General features: G+C 67.5%; 14 protein-coding genes. 12 read left to right on the top strand and 2 right to left on the bottom strand.

Translation table 11 applies throughout. The features are described from left to right. Position 1 precedes the first annotated feature (1 nt). The 8 genes from NMG10_RS21560 (at position 2) to NMG10_RS21525 (ending at position 9,547) form a co-directional block, all read left to right on the top strand. Entirely contained in the window at positions 2 to 2,998 is a 2,997-nt protein-coding gene (locus NMG10_RS21560; protein ID WP_254465097.1) for a serine/threonine-protein kinase, read from the top strand. Continuing rightward, entirely contained in the window at positions 2,998 to 3,702 is a 705-nt protein-coding gene (locus NMG10_RS21555) for an ABC transporter ATP-binding protein (RefSeq protein ID WP_254465096.1), read from the top strand. The genes NMG10_RS21560 and NMG10_RS21555 overlap by 1 nt, the downstream gene beginning before the upstream one ends. After that, a complete protein-coding gene (locus NMG10_RS21550; protein ID WP_254465095.1) occupies positions 3,702 to 4,904 on the top strand; it encodes an FtsX-like permease family protein in 1,203 nt (400 codons plus the stop codon). The genes NMG10_RS21555 and NMG10_RS21550 overlap by 1 nt, the downstream gene beginning before the upstream one ends. Then, a complete protein-coding gene (locus NMG10_RS21545; RefSeq protein WP_254465094.1) occupies positions 4,897 to 6,663 on the top strand; it encodes an SUMF1/EgtB/PvdO family nonheme iron enzyme in 1,767 nt (588 codons plus the stop codon). The genes NMG10_RS21550 and NMG10_RS21545 overlap by 8 nt, the downstream gene beginning before the upstream one ends. 78 nt (positions 6,664 to 6,741) lie before the next feature. Beyond that, positions 6,742 to 7,671 (top strand): type VI secretion system-associated lipoprotein TagQ, encoded by a 930-nt coding sequence (gene tagQ / locus NMG10_RS21540; RefSeq protein ID WP_198742332.1) that lies wholly within the window; start codon positions 6,742 to 6,744, stop codon positions 7,669 to 7,671. Positions 7,672 to 7,810: 139 nt separating this feature from the next. After that, positions 7,811 to 8,713: an NAD synthetase gene (locus NMG10_RS21535; RefSeq protein WP_254465093.1), complete on the top strand. Its 903-nt coding sequence runs from the start codon at positions 7,811 to 7,813 to the stop codon at positions 8,711 to 8,713. A gap of 2 nt (positions 8,714 to 8,715) precedes the next feature. After that, positions 8,716 to 9,129, top strand: a complete 414-nt coding sequence (locus tag NMG10_RS21530) for a hypothetical protein (RefSeq protein ID WP_203648664.1) — start codon at positions 8,716 to 8,718, stop codon at positions 9,127 to 9,129. A gap of 4 nt (positions 9,130 to 9,133) precedes the next feature. Beyond that, positions 9,134 to 9,547 (top strand): hypothetical protein, encoded by a 414-nt coding sequence (locus tag NMG10_RS21525; protein WP_203648662.1) that lies wholly within the window; start codon positions 9,134 to 9,136, stop codon positions 9,545 to 9,547. Positions 9,548 to 9,578: 31 nt separating this feature from the next. Here the strand turns inward: NMG10_RS21525 and NMG10_RS21520 are convergent, their stop codons facing one another. Both NMG10_RS21520 and NMG10_RS21515 read right to left on the bottom strand, forming a co-directional pair. After that, the gene (locus NMG10_RS21520) at positions 9,579 to 10,943 is read right to left on the bottom strand and encodes a GTPase/DUF3482 domain-containing protein (RefSeq protein WP_203648660.1); all 1,365 of its coding nucleotides are present in this window, start codon (positions 10,941 to 10,943) and stop codon (positions 9,579 to 9,581) included. Further along, positions 10,936 to 12,327: a DUF2868 domain-containing protein gene (locus tag NMG10_RS21515; RefSeq protein ID WP_234561205.1), complete on the bottom strand. Its 1,392-nt coding sequence runs from the start codon at positions 12,325 to 12,327 to the stop codon at positions 10,936 to 10,938. The genes NMG10_RS21520 and NMG10_RS21515 overlap by 8 nt, the downstream gene beginning before the upstream one ends. Before the next feature lie 54 nt (positions 12,328 to 12,381). Between NMG10_RS21515 and NMG10_RS21510 the strand changes: the two genes are divergently transcribed. From NMG10_RS21510 to NMG10_RS21495, 4 genes are all read left to right on the top strand, one after another. Further along, on the top strand, positions 12,382 to 12,900 hold the full coding sequence (locus NMG10_RS21510; RefSeq protein WP_110735414.1) for a dihydrofolate reductase: 519 nt from the start codon (positions 12,382 to 12,384) through the stop codon (positions 12,898 to 12,900). 154 nt (positions 12,901 to 13,054) lie between these two features. Continuing rightward, complete coding sequence (locus NMG10_RS21505) at positions 13,055 to 13,588, top strand: RNA polymerase sigma factor (protein WP_232854864.1); 534 nt, start codon at positions 13,055 to 13,057, stop codon at positions 13,586 to 13,588. Further along, a complete protein-coding gene (locus NMG10_RS21500) occupies positions 13,585 to 14,568 on the top strand; it encodes a FecR family protein (protein WP_232854865.1) in 984 nt (327 codons plus the stop codon). Before NMG10_RS21505 ends, NMG10_RS21500 begins: the two co-directional genes overlap by 4 nt. A 123-nt stretch (positions 14,569 to 14,691) precedes the next feature. Further along, positions 14,692 to 17,085 (top strand): TonB-dependent receptor, encoded by a 2,394-nt coding sequence (locus tag NMG10_RS21495; protein WP_254465092.1) that lies wholly within the window; start codon positions 14,692 to 14,694, stop codon positions 17,083 to 17,085. The last annotated feature ends 34 nt before the right edge of the window (positions 17,086 to 17,119 follow it).

Genomic DNA, 17,119 nt, shown 5'->3' with positions numbered 1-17,119 from the left:
CATGGACATGCAGATCCCCGGATTCGATATCGATCGCGAGCTTGGCCAAGGCGCCATGGCCAGCGTGTACCTCGCCACCCAGCGTTCCCTGGAGCGCAAGGTGGCGCTGAAAATCATGGCGGCGAGCCTGGCCGCCGACCCGACCTTCTGCGAGCGCTTCCTGCGCGAAGGGCGCACCCTGGCGCGGCTGGCACACCCGAACATCGCCACCATCCACGACATCGGCAATGTCGGCGAGCTGTACTACATGGCCATGGAGTACCTGCCCAGCGGCACGCTCAAGGAGCGCATTGCCGATGGCCTGACGCCCGAGCAGGGCCTGGCCTACGTGCGCCAGATCGCCCTGGCTCTGGGTTATGCCCATGCCCAGGGCCTGGTGCACCGCGACGTCAAGCCGGCCAACATCCTGTTCCGCGCCGACGGCACCGCGGTGCTGTCGGACTTCGGCATCGCCAAGTCACTGGATGACCGCACCCAGTTCACCCAGGCCGGCTTCGCCGTCGGCACGCCGAGCTACATGAGCCCGGAACAGGCGCGCGGCATGGAGATCGACGGCCGCGCCGACCTGTATGCGCTGGGCGTGGTGCTCTACGAGATCCTGGTCGGCAAGCTGCCGTACAGCGGCACCGACGCGCTGTCCACGGCGCTGGCGCACCTGACCGAGCCGCTGCCGGAACTGCCCATCGAGCACGGCCGCTACCAGGACATCCTACGTGGCCTGCTGGCCAAGGATCCCAACGAGCGCTTTGCCGACGCGGCGGCGTTGCTGGCCGCGCTGGACCGCCTGACGGTGCAGGTACCGGTCGAGGACAACGACAGCACATTGGTCCGCCCGCTGCCGCTCCCGCCGCCGGCCACCCCGCAACCGGTGTCCATCGACATTCCGCAGGCCCTTCCCGTGGGCGAGCCTGCCCGGCGGCCCGAACCCAAGCCCGCGCCCGTCGTGAAGTCCGGATCGAACAAACCGGCCAAGGCCGTGCTGGCGGTGGCGATCGCGGCGGCGCTGGGTTTGGGGGGCGCTTTCTTCTGGCTGCTCGGCGGCAGTGACGCGCCCGCGCCTGAAACGCCGGTGGCGCAGACGCCCGCCACCAGCGTGGCCCCCGCCGAACCCAAGATCACGCCTGTTGCCGCTTCGGACGATGGCCGTCCATTGCTGATGCCCGGCAAGAAGACCCTGTTCCAGCGTGTGCTGACCAAGCCCGACGCCCAGCTGGTGGCCGAGCCCGGCGATGCCTCGGGCGAGAAACTGCCGGCCTTCTCCGTGCTCTACGTCTACCAGCGCAAGGATGTCGGCGGCCAGGCCTGGGTCCAGGTCGGCGCCGCCAGCGACGGCCAGCGCGATGGCTGGCTGCCGGCCGCGCAGACCAGCGACTGGAAACAGAGCCTGGTGCTCAATTTCACCGAGCGCTCGGGCCGCTCGCCGGTGATGTTCATGCGCCAGGTGGACGATGTGCAGCACCTGCTCGACGACACCGCCCAGGCCCGCGACAACCTGCTCAAGGCACAGAACCATCCCGACCAGGTGCCGCAGGTGGTGGCCCTGGAGCCGACGGCCAGCGCCGTGCCGCAGAACCAGTTCTACCTGATGCCGATCTTCGACTACCGCGAAAGCTTCGACGTCGGCGGCCAGCCGGTGCAGTTGCTCAACATCGCCTCGATCGACCCCGGCGCCAGTGCCCGCGACAGTGCGCCCAAGGCGGCCGGCGTGACGGCGGTCGGCGACAACAGCTTCCGCACCGGCATCGTCCTGGTGGTGGACACCTCGGTGTCCATGCAGCCCTATATCGACCGAGTGCGCCAGGTGGTCAGCGAGCTGCAGCAGCAACTGGCGGCCCGGGGCGAGCTGGACAGCGTCAGCTTCGGCCTGGTGGGGTTTCGCAACAGCGTCAAGCGCACCCCGGGCCTCGAGTACCTGAGCAAGACCCTGGTCAGCCTGGAGGAGGGCCGGGATCCGGCGCGCTTCCTCAAGGCCGCCTCTCAGGTCAGGGCCACCAGCGTTTCCAGCCATTCGTTCAACGAGGACGCTTTCGCCGGGGTGATGCAGGCGGTCGAGGGCATGGACTGGTCCGGCTACGGCGGGCGCCTCATCCTGCTGGTCAGTGATGCCGGCGCACTGCGCAAGAACGACCCGTTCAGCAGCACCCAGATGAACGAGGCCGAAGTGCGCCAGGCGGCGCTGAGCAAGCAGATCAAGATCTACGCCCTGCACCTACGCACTCCGTCCGGGGTGAAGAACCACGGCTCGGCCGAAAGCCAGTACCGCGTGCTCACGGCCGACAGCAATCCGCAGATCGGCGATCTCTACGTCGGCGTGCCGGGGGGCGAGGTCGGCGCGTTCGGCGAGCGCGTGCGCGAGATTGGCTCGACCTTCGCCGAGCTGGTGCACCAGGTGCGCAACCGGCAACCACAGCCGGTGCCGCTGCTGACCTCGGCCTCGGGGCTGGCGGCCAAGTCCCAGGCCATCGGCTACGCCATGCACATGGACTTCCTTGGCCGTCATGGCGCCAGCCAGGCGCCGCAGCTGGTCAGCGCCTGGACCGCCGACCGCGACCTGACCAACCCGACGCTGCCGACCCTGCAGGTGTGCGTGATGCTCACCAAGCTGCAGCTCAACGACCTGCAGCAGTCGCTCAAGCTGATCGTCGATGCCGCGCGCAAGACCCGCAGCTCGCCGGGCGATTTCTTCAACGAGATCGCCAGCGCCAGCGCCTACATGAGCCGCGACCCCGGCGCCCTGCGCAAGGGCGCCAACCTGGCCCAGGGCGGGGTGCTCGGCGAGTACCTCGATGGCCTGCCGTACCGCAGCAAGTCCCTGAGCATGACCCAGGACCTGTGGCTGTCGCTGTCGGTGGCCGAGCAGGAGGACTTCATCGACGAGCTGGACTCGAAGATCCGCCTGTACGAAACCTTCCACAACGACATGGCCAACTGGGTGCGCTTCGGAAAAGCCGAGCCGGGTGACGCCCTGTACCGTGTCCCGCTGTCGACGTTGCCGTGATGATCCGCCTGGACGGGGTGCGCAAGACGCGCGGGCAGGGTGCCCAGCGTTACAGCCTGCAGGTCGACCGGCTGCACCTGGCCGTGGGTGAGCGGGTGGCGCTGGTCGGCCCCAGTGGCTGCGGCAAGAGTACCTTGCTCGACCTGCTGGCGCTGGTGCTGGCGCCGGATGCGGCAGAGGGTTTCGTCCTCGGCGGCGAGGATGTCGCCGGGCTGTGGCGCGGCCGACAGCTCGACCGCCTGGCCAGCTGGCGTAGTCGGCACCTCGGCTACGTGCTGCAGGCGGGCGGGCTGCTGGGCTTTCTCGATGTGCGCGGCAACATCCGTCTGCCGCGCCAATTGCTGGGGCTCGACGATGACGGCAGCGTCGAGCGCCTGGCCGAAGCGCTGGACGTGCACGATCAACTGGGCAAGAAACCCGCCGCCCTGTCCCTCGGCCAGCGTCAGCGGGTCAGCTGCGCCCGTGCCCTGGCCCATGCCCCTACGCTGCTGCTGGCCGACGAGCCGACCGCCGCGCTGGACCCGGTCAACGCCGAGCGGGTGATGCAGCTGTTGCTGCGCGAGGCCGAGGCGCGCCAGGTGACCTGCGTGGTCGCCACCCACGACGAAGGCCTGGCCCGCCAAGCCGGGCTGACGGTGCTGCGCATGGCCTGCCGGCGCGAGGCCGACGGCGGCGTCACGGCAACCCTGGAGAGGGCCGCCTGATGCGCCCGCTGCTGATCGCCGGGCTGGCCTGGCAGGACTACCGCAACGATGCGCGGCTGTCGGCGTGCGGCGTGCTGGCGCTGGTGGCGGTGATTGCGCCGCTGCTGGTGCTGTTCGGCCTGAAGTTCGGCCTGGTCGGCAGTCTGACCGAGCGCCTGCAGCGCGACCCGGGCGTGCGCGAGATCATTCCCCTGGGCGGTGGACGCTTTCGCGCCGAGTTCATCGACGAACTGGCACAACGCCCGGGGGTGGCTTTCGCCATCCCGCGTACCCGACAAATCGCCGCCACCGCCGAACTGCTGTTGCCCGCCCACGGGCGTGGCCTGACGGTTGAAATGCTGCCCACCGCAGAGGGCGATCCCTTGCTGGCGCAGGTCGCTCCTCCGGCGGGGCTGCAACAGGTGGTGCTGAGCTTTACCGCCGCGGAAAAGCTCGGCGCCAGGGCCGGAGACGAGCTGCAGGCCAGCTTCAGCCGCCAGCAGGCCGGGCAGATGCAATGGCGCCAGACGCGCCTGCAGGTCATCAGCGTGTTGCCCCTGGCCGCGTTCGAGCGCGATGGCCTGTTCGCATCGTTGCAGTTGCTCGAGGCTGTCGAGGACTACCGCGATGGCCGCGCGGTGCCGGCACTGGAGTGGCAGGGCGAGGCGCAGGGCTCCGTGGCGCAACGGGTGTACCCGGCATTTCGTCTGTATGCCCGCGAACTGACCGACGTCGAGCCGCTGCGCCAGTTCTTCGCCGAACGCAAGCTGCTGGTCTCGACCCAGGCCGCACAGATCGCCCAGGTGCAGTCGCTCAGCCGCAACCTCGACCTGGTGTTCTGGATCATCGCCAGCCTGGCCGTGGCCGGCGCCGTGGCGGCCATCGCCGCGGGTGCGGTGGCGGCGGTGGAGCGCAAGCAGCGCGAGCTGGCGGTGCTGCGCCTGCTGGGCTTCGGCACCGCCACGCTGCTGTTGTTCGTGGTGCTCCAGGCGCTCTACAGCGGCCTTTTGGCTGCCGCCGTGGCGGGGCTGTTGTACCTGCTGGCCGAACACGGCCTGAACCGACTTTTCATGCAGGTGCCCGGCGAGTTCGCCAGCCACCTGCTGCCCATGCACTACCTCGTTGCGTTGTGTGCCGTGCTGCTGGCCAGCACTGCCGCCGCCGCCCTGGGCGGCTGGCGGGTGGCGCGCATCGAGGCCTGCCAAGGAATACGTGATGTCTGATCGCCGTCTCGGGGCTGCCGCCATGATCCTCACCGCACTGAGCCTGGGGGCCTGCTCCCAGGCCGATGGCGACGACAAGGCCAAGCCGGCCGTGCAGCCCCAGGCCGGGGCCGACAGCAAGTTCGACAACCCCAAGCCGTTGCCGGGCGATATCAGCCTGCCGCTGCCCTGTGGCGGTGAGCTGGTGCTGCGCAGCGTCTACGTATTGGCCCAGGGCAGCCTCGACGACCGCGAGGTCAACCTCGGCTACCCGTTCAGCGAAGGCGAGGCCGGCTACAAGCAGTCATTCATTTCTGGTTACCGGCGCGACTTCATCAATGGGCAGTTCAGCCTGCAGGACCTGGCGCCGCAGTGGCAGAAGGCGGTCGGTCCGAGCCTACCGAAGGTCGACAAAGGCAGCCCGCTTACGCCGATGATGTACTTCATCGGCAAGTACGAAGTGACCGCCCGCCAGTACGCCCAGGTGATGGCCCAGGCGCCGTCGCTGGCCGGCGGCGACGCGGCGCCGGCCTGTGAGGCGAACAACGACGCGGCGGGGCGCCTGCCCAAGGTCAAGCTGTCGCGCTTCGAGGCCGAGCGTTTCGCCGCCGTCTACAGTGCCTGGCTGATGAAGCACCATCGCGACCTGCTGCCGGTCAGTGGCCGTGGCAGCAAGGCCGAGGACGGTGGCACCGGTTTCGTGCGCCTGCCCACCGAAGTGGAGTGGGAGTTCGCCGCCCGTGGCGGTTCGGCGGTCAGCCGCCAGGAACTGGAAGGGCGGCTGTTCCCGCGCAAGGTCGAAGGTGCCGACAGTGAAGGGCCGCTGGCCGACTTCGCGGTGTTCAACCAGGTCGCCGGTGGCACCGGGCAGGCGGCGCGGCTGATGCCGATTGGTACCAAGCAGCCCAACCCGCTGGGCTTGTTCGATGTGATCGGCAACGCCGCCGAGATGGTCCAGGAGTCGTTCCAGCTGGTCAACGCCGGGCGTCTGCAGGGTGCCTACGGTGGTTTCGTGGTCAAGGGCGGCAACTACCTCGAGGGCGAGGGCACCCTGTTCACCGGCATGCGCCGCGAATACCCGCTGTTCGGCGCCGACGGCACCGAGCAGCGCAACGAGACTACTGGCTTTCGCGTAGCCATCGGCGCCCTGTCGGCGCCGCGTTCGCGCTACCAGGAGCTGTTCGAGCAGTGGCAGAAGGAAGGCCGGCTGGCCGGCCTGACCGACGACATCGACGCCGCCCAGGACCCGACCAAGCGCCTGGACAGTATCATCGCCGCCGCCACCGACCCGCGCCAGCAGGCCGAGCTCGGCCTGGTCAACGAAGAGCTCAAGCGCAACGTCTCGCTGATCGCCCGTCAGCGTGAAGAGGCCGCCGGCAACCTGATCCAGTCCGCCGCCCTGGTGGCCGAGACCGTCAACAACTACAACATCCGCCTGACCAACCTGCAGAACACCCAGGCCAAGGCCGAGGCCTCGGGCGACCAGACCAGCGCGCGCATGTACGGCGCCGCCATCGCCAATGGCCGCGCCGCCCTCGACGGCGCCGTGGCGATCTACATCGACAACCTGGCCAGCGGCACGCGCTACACCGACGCGGTGATCCAGGCGCAGTTCCAGCGGGTCAGGGAAGAGCTCAATCGCAAGCCGGTCCTGGGCAACAGCCTGGTGACCCGCGCCACCCTGTTCGTCCGCCACGTCGGGGAGTACCGCCAGAACCGGCGGGCCGATCCGGCGACGATCCTCAAGGAGCTGCTGGCATCGGCCGCCCCGCGACCCTAAGGACAGCTTCGACAGAAAGGACTCCCGGGTGGCACGAAGCCCCCGGATACCGAGAAACCCAAGAAGAGAAACCAGACCATGTTCACCCGCAAACCCCTGATCACTGCATCCCAGGCCCGTACCGCGCTGCTGCTGGCAGCCGGGTTCAGCACCGTGCTGTTGAGCGGTTGCGCCAGCTCGCCCGTGTCCAAGGTCGGCGCCACGACCAAGGTCGAGTACTACCCCAACTGCTACGAGCCCGTGCAGCACCTGCGCTCCACCGACGGTGACATGACCCGCTCGGTCGCCACCGGCGCGCTGCTCGGCGCGGTCGGCGGTGCCCTGACCGGCGCCCTGGTCGACAAGGAAAACCGTGGTCGCAATGCTGCCATCGGTGCCGCCGGTGGCGCCCTGGTCGGTGGCGCGGCCGGTTATTACACCGAGCGTCAGAAGCAGATCAGCGACGACAAGCAGCGCATCGCCTCGTACGCCACCGATATCGACAAGAGCGCCGCCGACCTGGACCGCACCACGGCCTACGCCAAGTCGTCGCAGTCCTGCTACCAGCGCGAGTTCGCCAGCCTGATCCAGAACCGCAAGTCCGGCCGCATCAACGACACCGAGGGGCGCAAGCGCCTGGCCGAGATCGTCGCCGGCCTGCAGGAGTCGAACAACCTGCTGACCACTGTGAACGGGCGTCTGGGTGAAAACCTGAACAACTACACCCAGGCCTACGAGCAGGACCTCAAGCAGGTTGGCGTCGCGCGCACCGACGTGGTTGCCGTGGCCGAGCCGCCGAAAGTGGCGACCACCGGCAAGAAGAAGGACGTGAAGAAGGTCCAGCCGGCCAAGAAGGTGACCAAGGACGTGCCGCAGGAAGCCGTGGCCACCGAGAAGACCCTGCAGAACGCCAACGGCAAGAAAGCCGAGGCCCAGCAGGTGGCCAAGGCCGGTACCGACCAGGTTAACGCCATGTGCCGCAACCCGGACATGGGTGACTGGGCGCCGGTGCCGTGCCCGAACGTGTGATCCGTTAAAGCCGCTCGCCGACCTGTGTAGGAGCGGGCTTGCCCCGCGATTGCGATGGTGAATGTACCGGCGCAATCGCGGGCAAGCCCGCTCTCACAAGGGTGCGATACAGCCGCTATTTGTGTAAGGAAACCACCCCGTGACAGATCTTCTGGTCAACTCCCTGGCCAACAACTCCCAGTTCCTCGCACGCCAGCGAATCCAGGGGCGGATCAACCTGCCGCAGATGTTCGCGGCCATCGACGCTGATCCGCGTATCGTCGGTGCTGGTGTGGTGTACATCGACGCCGACTACAACGTCGTCACCCTGCGTGAGTTCCAACCGATCTGCAGCATCCGTCCCAAGCGCGTGATCTTGCGCGAGATCAAGAAGTACCAGACCCCTGACCAGTACACCCAGCAATTGCAGCACAATCCGCGCGAGTCGCGGGTGGTCAAGGAGGCGGTCAATACCACCCTCTCTTGTGCAGGCGCGGTGATCGGCTGGTTCGTGGTGTTCAGTGGCACCATTGCCGCGCCCTTTTCCGGCGGCACCAGCCTGGTGCTGACCTACATCGGTGGCGCCGCAGCCACCGCCAGCAGCATCCAGTGCGGTATCGGTGTGATGCGCACGGTACGCGAAGTGACCAATCCGGCGGCCAACGATGCCCTCGATGAGAGCGAGTGGTACCAGGCCGCCTCGAAGGTGCTGGATGGCGTCTCGCTGCTGGGTGTCGGCGCGTCGGGCCTGAGCACGTTGAAATACCTGCAGGTGCACAAGGCCGCGACCGGGCGTAGCTGGCTGGAATTGTCCAGGAGTCTCAGCCGTCAGCAGCGCAAGGCGCTGACCGACGAGCTGCTGTCGATCAGGCATCCGAGCCTGACGGCCAAGCAGATCAAGTTGCGGCAGTCGGCAGGGACCATGACCAAGCGCTACACCCCGACCGAGATCAGCCACGCCACGAAGACCCTGATGCGTGACTCCCTCGGCGCTACCTTCGGCCTGGCTGGCAGTGCCACGGTACAGAGCATCGCCGTGGGGCTTTACGAGGAGGTCGAATAACGATGAAGCCTGCAGCGTTCCAGACCTTCATGCGACGTTACTTTCCGACGTTCTTGCTGGGCTTTTTCATTTGCCTCATGTCGGCGGCGTTGTCAGCGACCCTGTGGATTGACAGTCACTGGCGCAATCATCCGGACAATCCGTCGTTCACCATGATATCCAGTGCAGTGCTGATCTTGCTGCTGTGCGCCGGGCATTTCGCGATGGTCCGGGGCTTCACTTGGGCTGTATGGGTGGTGCTCCCTGTGCCGACTGTCGCTTTGCTGATGGCGTTGAGCTTGCTCGGTAGTGGTGTGAATGCTGTCTTGCTGGCAATCCTGCTGGCGCTGCCATTACTCGCGCTGCTGGTGTTCAACAGCCAGCGGCATCGGGAGATGCGGCAGCGGTTGGTGGAACTGCGCAGGGTGCGGCGTTAGCGCAATGACGCTCAAGCCTTTTCTGAAGCGTTACTTCGGTGTATTCATCGGCGCCTACTTCTCGTCGATCATTGCCGTGGCCTGGACGTTTGCGTTGGTGTGGAGCACGTACTGTCGGAACTGTCCAAGGGACGGAGTCTTTGCTTCGAGCCTGTTCCTGATGCTGGCAGTCTTCATGTTGGCCCATGGCGCTGTGGTTCGAGGGCGGGCATGGGGGACGTGGCTCGTGGCGGGGATGTGTCTGGCCAGTCTGGTGATCGCGCTGCCGACTTTTGGGTACCGACCCAACATGTTCATCTACACGAGCAGCCTTCTGGCAGCCTTGGTTGCTTTGCTGTTGCTCAATAGCAATAGATACAGAGAAATGCGCGTTCTCCTGACGCAGTACCGGAAGCAGAGGCGTAAGGCTAATCACTAGCCATCATCGCGGGTTCGCGCCGCGAACGGCGCTACAGCTCTGCCATCAGGGCTTCCAGTTGCTCCTGTCGCTCGGCCTGGCTGACCCGCGCCCCGGTATTGAGCGTGGACCACTGCGGATGCGCCCTTGCCCTGCGCAACGCCTCGGGCAGTTTGCCTTCGCGCCAGCCCTTGTCGTCCGCGGGCGCCAGGCGAATGCTGTCCTGCGCTGCGTGGCCTCGCCCTTCCAGGGCGGTGATCAACTGCTGCTGACGCAACGCCAGCAGGCGCAGCACGGCGTCATCCACCGTCAACTCACGCTGGCCCTTGAGCTTGCCCATCAGGCGCGAGCCGTAGTTGCGCGCGGTCTGCAAGGCGCCGCCGGCGATGGCGCCCGCGAGCGCGGCGGCGCCCAGGGTCAGGCCGCCCACCAACAGGTCCACGCCCGCGCCCGCCGCGGCACCGGCCGCCACGCCGCTGCCCAGGCGCACGCCGAGCAGCTTCAGGGTCTCCGGGTTGAACAGGTCGTCGCCCCAGCGGCCGTCAAGCAGCGGCAGGTCACCGGCATTGGCGTCCTCGCGGCGGAATGCATAGAGCTTGAGCAGCGCCTCGACACAGCGCTGTTCGCGCTGGCGCACATCCTGGCGCAGGGCTTCGATGGCCCGCGCCTCGGCGGCAGGCTCCGCCTCGACGCTGCGCCGGCAGGCGGCGCAATCGAGCAGCAGCTCGGCGACCAGGCGCTTGCTGCTGTGGCGGCGGGCCAGGCGTTGGGCCTGTTGGTCGTCGATCAGCCGTTGCAGCGCCGGGCGGGCATCTTCCAGCAGCAGTGCCAGGCTTTCGTAGAGGCGGCGCTCGCCGTCCTCGGGTGGGGCCACGCTGTCGAAACGCACCAGCGCATGCAGGCCCAGGCGCGCCAAGGCCTCGCGCCATTCGGGCTCGCGGTGCTGGCTGCTGGCGACGAAGTTGAGCACCGGCAGCAGCGGCTTGCCGCAACCGGCCAGCACTTCCAGTTCGTCGCGGTACTTGGCCAGCACTGGTTCGCGGGCGTCGATCACATAGAGGCCGGCGTTGCTCGCCAGTAGCTGGCGCAGCACCTTGGCTTCCTGTTCGAAGCGCTGGCGCGCCTCGCTGCCCTGGAGGAAACGCTCCAGGCGGGCTGGGCCGTCCAGGCGCTCGCCCGGGCGTTCGAGGCGCTCCAGGTAGTCGAGCAGGGCGATGGCGTCTTCCAGGCCAGGGGTGTCGTACAGCTCCAGCAGCGGCTCGCCGTCCACCGACAGGCGTGCGCCTTCCACATGCCGGGTGGTGCTGGGGCGGTGCGAGACCTCGCCGAAGCCGACGTCGCGGGTGAGGGTGCGCAGCAGCGAGGTCTTGCCGACGTTGGTGTGGCCGACCACGGCCAATTTCAGCGGCTCAGTCATGGCCATGCTCCAGCCAGGTCACGGGCGAAGTGTCGGCGTGGGTCAGGCCCAGGCGGTCGAGGGCCTCGTGCCAGTCGCCCAGGCGTGCTGCGTCCAGGGCCTGGCCCGGTTGCGCCTGCAGCAGCCAGATACGGGTGGCACCGGCATTGCGCGCCAGCTCGGCGAGCAACGCCAGGCTGCCGCGATCTGGCGAGCGGCGTGGGTCGCAGGCGATGGCCAGGCGCGCCGGAGGGAAGCGGCCCAGTTGCTCGAGCAGCTTGTTGCGCGATTCGCGGCTGTCGAGCACGCCGGCGTGGGTGACCGACCGAGGCAGGGTGGGTGGCCATGGGCGCTGGTCGTCCAGCTCCAGGCCGACCAGCAAGGCGCCGCTGCTGCCGCTTTCCAGCTGGCCTGCTTCGAAGCGCGGCAGGGCGTCGGGGGCGGGGTCCTGCACGCCGATGCGTTCGCTGCGCGGCATCAGCGCGTCGCGCAGTTGGGCGTAGCCGGGCAGGTCGAGGTCCAGCGCCAGCCGCTCGCGGCCCTGGCGCCAGCGCCACAGGCACAGCGCGGCCAGCGCCAGGCGCGGCAGCAGGCCGTAGACCAGGACCACGCCAAGTAGCCAGCTGGCCCAGGCCTGGCGTGCCAGATCAAGTGCCGGCAGGGTGTCGCCGCTGGCGCGGATCATGGTTTCGTCCGGCACGGCAAAGCCGAGCAGGGAGGGCAGGGCGCCAAGGGCCTGGGTCAGGCTGATGAAGGGTTCTGCGGCGAGCAGCGTGGTTTCCCAGACGAACCCGTAGCGTCGGGTCGCCAGCAGGGCCAGGAGCATGCCCAGCGCGGCGAGCATCGCCAGCAGCCACAGGCCATGCACCAGCAGGCCGAGCAACCAGCGGTTCAGGCGCTGGCGCTGCAACAGCACCAGCAGCGCCGGGGCCAGTTGCGCGGCCTTGGCGTCACGGGCCAGGCGCTCGCTCAGCCACAGCCACAGGCGGCCCAGCGCTGCGCCTTGCTCGCCGGCGAAAAAGAAGCCCACGGCCCAGCCGAAGAGCAGTATGAGGTTAAGCCCAAGCAAGCTGCCCAGGGCCCAGAATACGTTCACCGGGCGCTGCCCGTCGCCCAGGGCCGCCAGGCCCAGGCCGGCGCCGCTGAGCACGGCCAGGACCATCAGCGCCAGGAGCGCCAGGCGCGCGCCCTGCTTCCAGTGGCGCAGTGCCGTGTCCATGCCGTCGCGTTCGGCCAGCCACAGGGCGCGGGCCTCGATGCGCGTGGCCAGGTCGCCGCCTTGCTGGCGGGCGCGACGGTTGGCTTCCTGGTCCTCCAGGGGACCGGCGTGTTCCTCGCGCAGGCGTATTGCTTCGGTTAGCCAGCGCTTGTCGAGTGGAGTCGGTGCCGTCACAAGCTCTTCCATTGCACAGGTCAGGGGAGAAGCATAACCCACGCGCCCGGTGCTATCCTCGCCGGCATGAACACATCACTCCCCCTCAGCCTGATCGCGGCGCTCGCCGAGAACCGTGTGATCGGCATCGACAACTCCATGCCCTGGCACCTGCCGGGGGATTTCAAGTACTTCAAGGCCACCACCCTGGGCAAGCCGATCATCATGGGGCGCAAGACCTGGGATTCGCTGGGCCGGCCGCTGCCGGGGCGGTTGAATATCGTCGTCAGCCGTCAGTCCGGGCTGCAACTGGAAGGTGCCGAGGTGTTCGCTTCGCTGGAAGAGGCACTGGTGCGCGCCGAGCAGTGGGCGCGGGAGCAGGGCGTCGGCGAGCTGATGCTGATCGGTGGCGCGCAGCTGTATGGGCAGGCGCTGGATAAAGGGCTGGTGAGCCGGATGTACCTGACCCGGGTGGAGCTGTCGCCGGAGGGCGATGCCTGGTTCCCAGCGTTCGATCGCGGACAGTGGCAACTGAGCTCGAGTGAGCCGCAACCTGCCGAGGGGCAGGGGCCGGTTTATCACTTCGAAGTCTGGGACAAGGTCTGAAAACCTGGGGCTGCTGCGCAGCCCATCGCGGGGCAAGCCCGCTCCTACAGGTTTGCGCTGGGCGGCCGTGGTGAAGCGCGGTAGTTACAATTGCGAACAAATATCATCTTCTGCTAGCGTTCGCTCCTCTTGAGACTCAGAGCCAGGATGTGCCGTGTCTTCGTGGAACAAGCAGATCGCCCGGTTGTTCACCGAGCACAAGAAGGCCCTCGAGGCGTTCGTTGCACGGCGCACCGGCAGCACCCAGGTGGCCGCCGACCTGACCCAGGAGTCCTTCCTGCGTCTGGCGCGGCTGCCCGCCGACAAGCAGATCGACAACCTGCCGGCCTTCCTCTTCACGATTGCCAGCAACCTGGTGCGCGATCATCAGCGCCAGGCCATTCGCCGCGAGCGCCTGGATGGCGGCGAGCCCAGCGAGGAGCTGGCCAGTGACACACCCGGTGCCGAAGACCAGCTGGCCGCGCAGCAGGAACAGGCGCTGATGCAGGCGGCGATCCAGGCACTGCCCGAGGCGACCCGGCACATCTTCCTGCTCTATCATGTTGACGGTTGCACCTACCGCGAGATCGGCGAGCGCCTGCAGGTCACGCCACGCAGCGTCGAGTACCAGCTGCGGCGGGCGTTGCTCGACTGCCGTGCCTTCATCCAGGCTCGGCTGGCCGGTGACGCGAGGGGGCAACGTCCATGAGCCGTCATCCCGAGAGTGCGACCGATCCCATGAGCGACCTGCCCGAAAGCGAGCGCCTGTTCGCCGAAGCCACGGCCTGGTATTACCGCCTGCACGCCGAGGACGTCACCCTGGCCGAACGCCAGGCGTTCGCCGTCTGGCGGGCGCAGGGGCAGGCTCATGCCAAGGCCTGGGAGGAAGTGCTCGACCTGCTGGGCGCCCTGCAAGCCCCGGCCAGGCGCCTGCGCGAGCAGCAGCAGACCGCCTGGCGTGCTCCCCGGCGGCGCACTTGGCCCAAGCTGGCGAGTGCTGCCGCGGCCGTGCTGCTGCTGGGAGTTCTGGTCGTCCAAACACCCTGGCCAGACCGCTGGCGCGCCGATTACGCCACCACCACTGGCGAGACGCGCAGCTTGCAGCTGGAGGACGGCTCGCGGATCCAGCTCAACACCGACAGCGCCCTGCAGGTCGAGCTGGCTGCGGACGAGCGGCGTGTCCGTTTGTTGCGCGGCGAGGCCTGGTTCGAGGTGACCCGCGACCCGGCCCGGCCGTTCGTGGTGCGGGCCGGCGAGGGCTGGGTGCGGGTGGTCGGCACGCGTTTCAGCGTCGCCGAGGCGGATGGACAGACCCGTGTGCAACTGGCCCAGGGCAAGGTCGAGGTCCGTGCCGGCGCCGGCCAGGGCGTGTTCCTCGAGCCCGGGCAGGCGGTGGAGTACACGGCCAGCGGGCCGGGTGTGGTGCATGGCTTCGAGCCTGGACGGGCTTTCGCCTGGCGTGAGCGGCAACTGGTGTTCAGCCAGCAGCCTTTGGGCGCAGTGGTTGCCGAGCTCAACCGCTACTGGCCCGGGCAGACCCTGGTGCTGGGCGACGGCCTGCGCCAGCGCAAGGTTTCCGGGGTGTTCGACATCGACAAGCCGGATGCCGTGCTCAAGGCCCTGACCCACACCTTGGGCGTGCGCGCCGAACAGTACACGGCCTACCTGCGCATCCTTCGTGAAGGCTGACTGAAAATATTTTCGGGGATTCCCGCTCGACCGACGTCCTTGATTTCGTAGGCGCAAATAATAAGCACTCTCAGACAGTGCCGCGCCAGTCGATGACTTGAATGATCTCGGGGAGCCTCACTGATGAAAACCACCGCCACTCGGGCCGTGCTCGGCCTTGCCATCGCGCTTGGCAGCACCGCGCTGCCCGGACCTGGACAGGCCCAGGCCCAGGCCGCCGCCCAGGCGCAGGTCTACCGTTTCGACATTCCGGCGCAGTCGCTGGACTCGGCCCTGGCGGCCTTCAGTGCGGTCACACGGATCCAGGTCCTGGTACCGGGCGAATTCACCCAGGGTCTGCGCTCATCGGGGCTGAGCGGCAGTTATCCACAGGACCAGGCGCTGGCCCGCCTGCTTCAGGGCACCGGCCTGAGCGCCGCCTACATCGACGGTGACAGCGTCACCCTGGAGCGCCAGCGCACCTCGGGCGACAACCCACTGCAACTGGGTGCGGTGAAGATCGACAGCAGCCAGCTGGGCGCCACCACCGAAGGTTCGGGTTCCTACACCACGGGTGCGCTGACCATCGGCAAGGGCGAGCAGAAGCTCAAGGATATCCCGCAGTCGGTCTCGGTGATGACCCGCCAACGCCTGGACGACCAGAACATGAACAGCCTGCAAGATGCCATGCGGCAGGTGACCGGCACCACGATCAAGAGCTACAACACCGGCTCCAACCTCAATGACGTGTACATGCGCGGCTTCCCGGTCGACATGGTGCAGGTCGATGGTGTCACCCAGCCCACCGGGCAGGGCGACATGGCCACGGCCTTCGACCTGGCGATGTACGACCGCGTCGAAGTGCTGCGCGGGCCGTCCGGCCTGTATCAGGGCGCGGGCGAGCCCGGCGGCACCATCAACCTGGTGCGCAAGCGCGCGCTGGGGCAGTTCGCCCTGTCCGGCGAGCTGTCGGCGGGCACCTATGACCGCTACCACTCCACGGTGGATGTCACCGGGCCGCTGAACAGCGACGGCAGCCTGCGCGGGCGCTTCATCACCGCCTACGAGAACAACCAGGCCTTCGTCGACTACGCCCAGAACGAGCGCCCGATGATGTACGGGCGCCTGGAATACGACCTGTCGCCGGCCACCACCCTGACCCTGGGCGGCGCCTACCAGCGCAACAAGTCGGTGCCCGCGTTCGGCCTGCCGGCCTACGACAGCGGCAAGCTGCTCGACGTCAAGCGCTCGACCTTCGTCGACGCCAAGTGGAACGAACTGGACGAGCGGGTCTGGGAAAGCTTCTTCGAGGTCGATCATGCGCTGGACGACGGCGGCCAGTTCAAGACTTCGTTGACCTACCGCGACGCCGAGACGCCAACGCGCGACTTCACCTGGACCGATGGTTCGGTGAACCCCGAGACCGGTGCCAGCTCGGCGGTGGCCTACAACTACTACACCCACATCAAGACCCTGGGCCTGGACAGCTTCGTGACGCGACCGTTCGAGGCGTTCGGGCGCACCCACGAGCTGACGGTGGGTGCCGACTACCAGCATGTGGACAAGGATTTCCGCTACGGTGGCCGGGAGTGGTTCGACATCAACGTGTTCGACCCGGGCAGCATCGACATCCCCAGGATCGATTACGTGATGGACAACGGCAACTCGTCCAAGTCGAACCAGTACGGGCTGTATGCTCGTACCAAGGTCAGTGCCAACGACTGGCTGGACGTGATCCTCGGCAGCCGGGTGATCTGGTTCGACAGCGATGGCCACAACGCCAACCCGTTCTTCAACGAATTCTCCGACCCACACAGTAGCGTTCGGCGCAAGGTGATCCCCTACGGTGCGCTGGTCGCCAAGCTCACCCCAGAGCTGTCGGCGTATGCCAGCTACACGACCGTCTACAAGCCGCAGACGCAGATGGCCGGCGGCAACAGCACGGTGGAGCCGCGCGAGGGCAAGCAGTACGAGCTGGGCCTGAAGCGCGAGTTCTTCGACGGTCGCCTGAACGGCAGCATGTCGGTGTTTCGCATCTACGACGAGAATCGCGCCCAGCAGATCGGCCAGACGCCGTTCTACGAGGCCCAGGCCAAGGTGCGCAGCCAGGGTTGGGAAACCGAGCTGTCCGGCAACCTGACCGACAACTGGAGCGTCAGCACCGGCTACGCCTTCACGCGGCTGGAGTCGGGGCGCCAGGCCGACTATCAGGGCATCAGCATCACGCCCAAGCACAACTTCAACGTGTGGACGCGCTATGCGTTCGCCGATGGGCCGCTGGAAGGGTTCAGTGTCGGTGGCGGCGTGCGGGTGGTCAGTTCCACCTACTACACGCGCAATGGCGTGGACTTCGTCCAGGGCGGCTACAGCGTGGCCACGGCGCAGGTGGGGTATCGCTTCAACAAGCATCTGTCGGCGACGCTGACCGCCAACAACCTGTTCGACCGGGTGTACTACGAGCGTGTGGACAGTGCGTGGGGCTCGAACTTCTATGGCGAGCCGCGCAACTTCACGTTGTCGTTGCGGGCGGCGTACTGAGCCTGGATCGCCGGGGCTGCTTTGCAGCCCTTTC

It is taken from the genome of Pseudomonas sp. DVZ6 (assembly GCF_024259445.1).
GTDB lineage: Bacteria > Pseudomonadota > Gammaproteobacteria > Pseudomonadales > Pseudomonadaceae > Aquipseudomonas > Aquipseudomonas peradeniyensis.
The sequence above is the reverse complement of the archived record's forward strand: the minus strand, read 5'-3'. Positions and strand labels throughout refer to the sequence as shown.

Excerpts from the sequence above, each read along its gene's own strand:
- NMG10_RS21495 (WP_254465092.1), top strand. The coding sequence starts at position 14,692 with ATGAAAACCACCGCCACTCGGGCCGTGCTCGGCCTTGCCATCGCGCTT.
- NMG10_RS21525 (WP_203648662.1), top strand. The coding sequence starts at position 9,134 with ATGACGCTCAAGCCTTTTCTGAAGCGTTACTTCGGTGTATTCATCGGC.
- NMG10_RS21520 (WP_203648660.1), bottom strand. The coding sequence starts at position 10,943 with ATGACTGAGCCGCTGAAATTGGCCGTGGTCGGCCACACCAACGTCGGC.
- NMG10_RS21560 (WP_254465097.1), top strand. The coding sequence starts at position 2 with ATGGACATGCAGATCCCCGGATTCGATATCGATCGCGAGCTTGGCCAA.
- NMG10_RS21500 (WP_232854865.1), top strand. The coding sequence starts at position 13,585 with ATGAGCCGTCATCCCGAGAGTGCGACCGATCCCATGAGCGACCTGCCC.
- NMG10_RS21555 (WP_254465096.1), top strand. The coding sequence starts at position 2,998 with ATGATCCGCCTGGACGGGGTGCGCAAGACGCGCGGGCAGGGTGCCCAG.
- NMG10_RS21550 (WP_254465095.1), top strand. The coding sequence starts at position 3,702 with ATGCGCCCGCTGCTGATCGCCGGGCTGGCCTGGCAGGACTACCGCAAC.
- tagQ (WP_198742332.1), top strand. The coding sequence starts at position 6,742 with ATGTTCACCCGCAAACCCCTGATCACTGCATCCCAGGCCCGTACCGCG.
- NMG10_RS21545 (WP_254465094.1), top strand. The coding sequence starts at position 4,897 with ATGTCTGATCGCCGTCTCGGGGCTGCCGCCATGATCCTCACCGCACTG.
- NMG10_RS21530 (WP_203648664.1), top strand. The coding sequence starts at position 8,716 with ATGAAGCCTGCAGCGTTCCAGACCTTCATGCGACGTTACTTTCCGACG.
- NMG10_RS21515 (WP_234561205.1), bottom strand. The coding sequence starts at position 12,327 with ATGGAAGAGCTTGTGACGGCACCGACTCCACTCGACAAGCGCTGGCTA.
- NMG10_RS21510 (WP_110735414.1), top strand. The coding sequence starts at position 12,382 with ATGAACACATCACTCCCCCTCAGCCTGATCGCGGCGCTCGCCGAGAAC.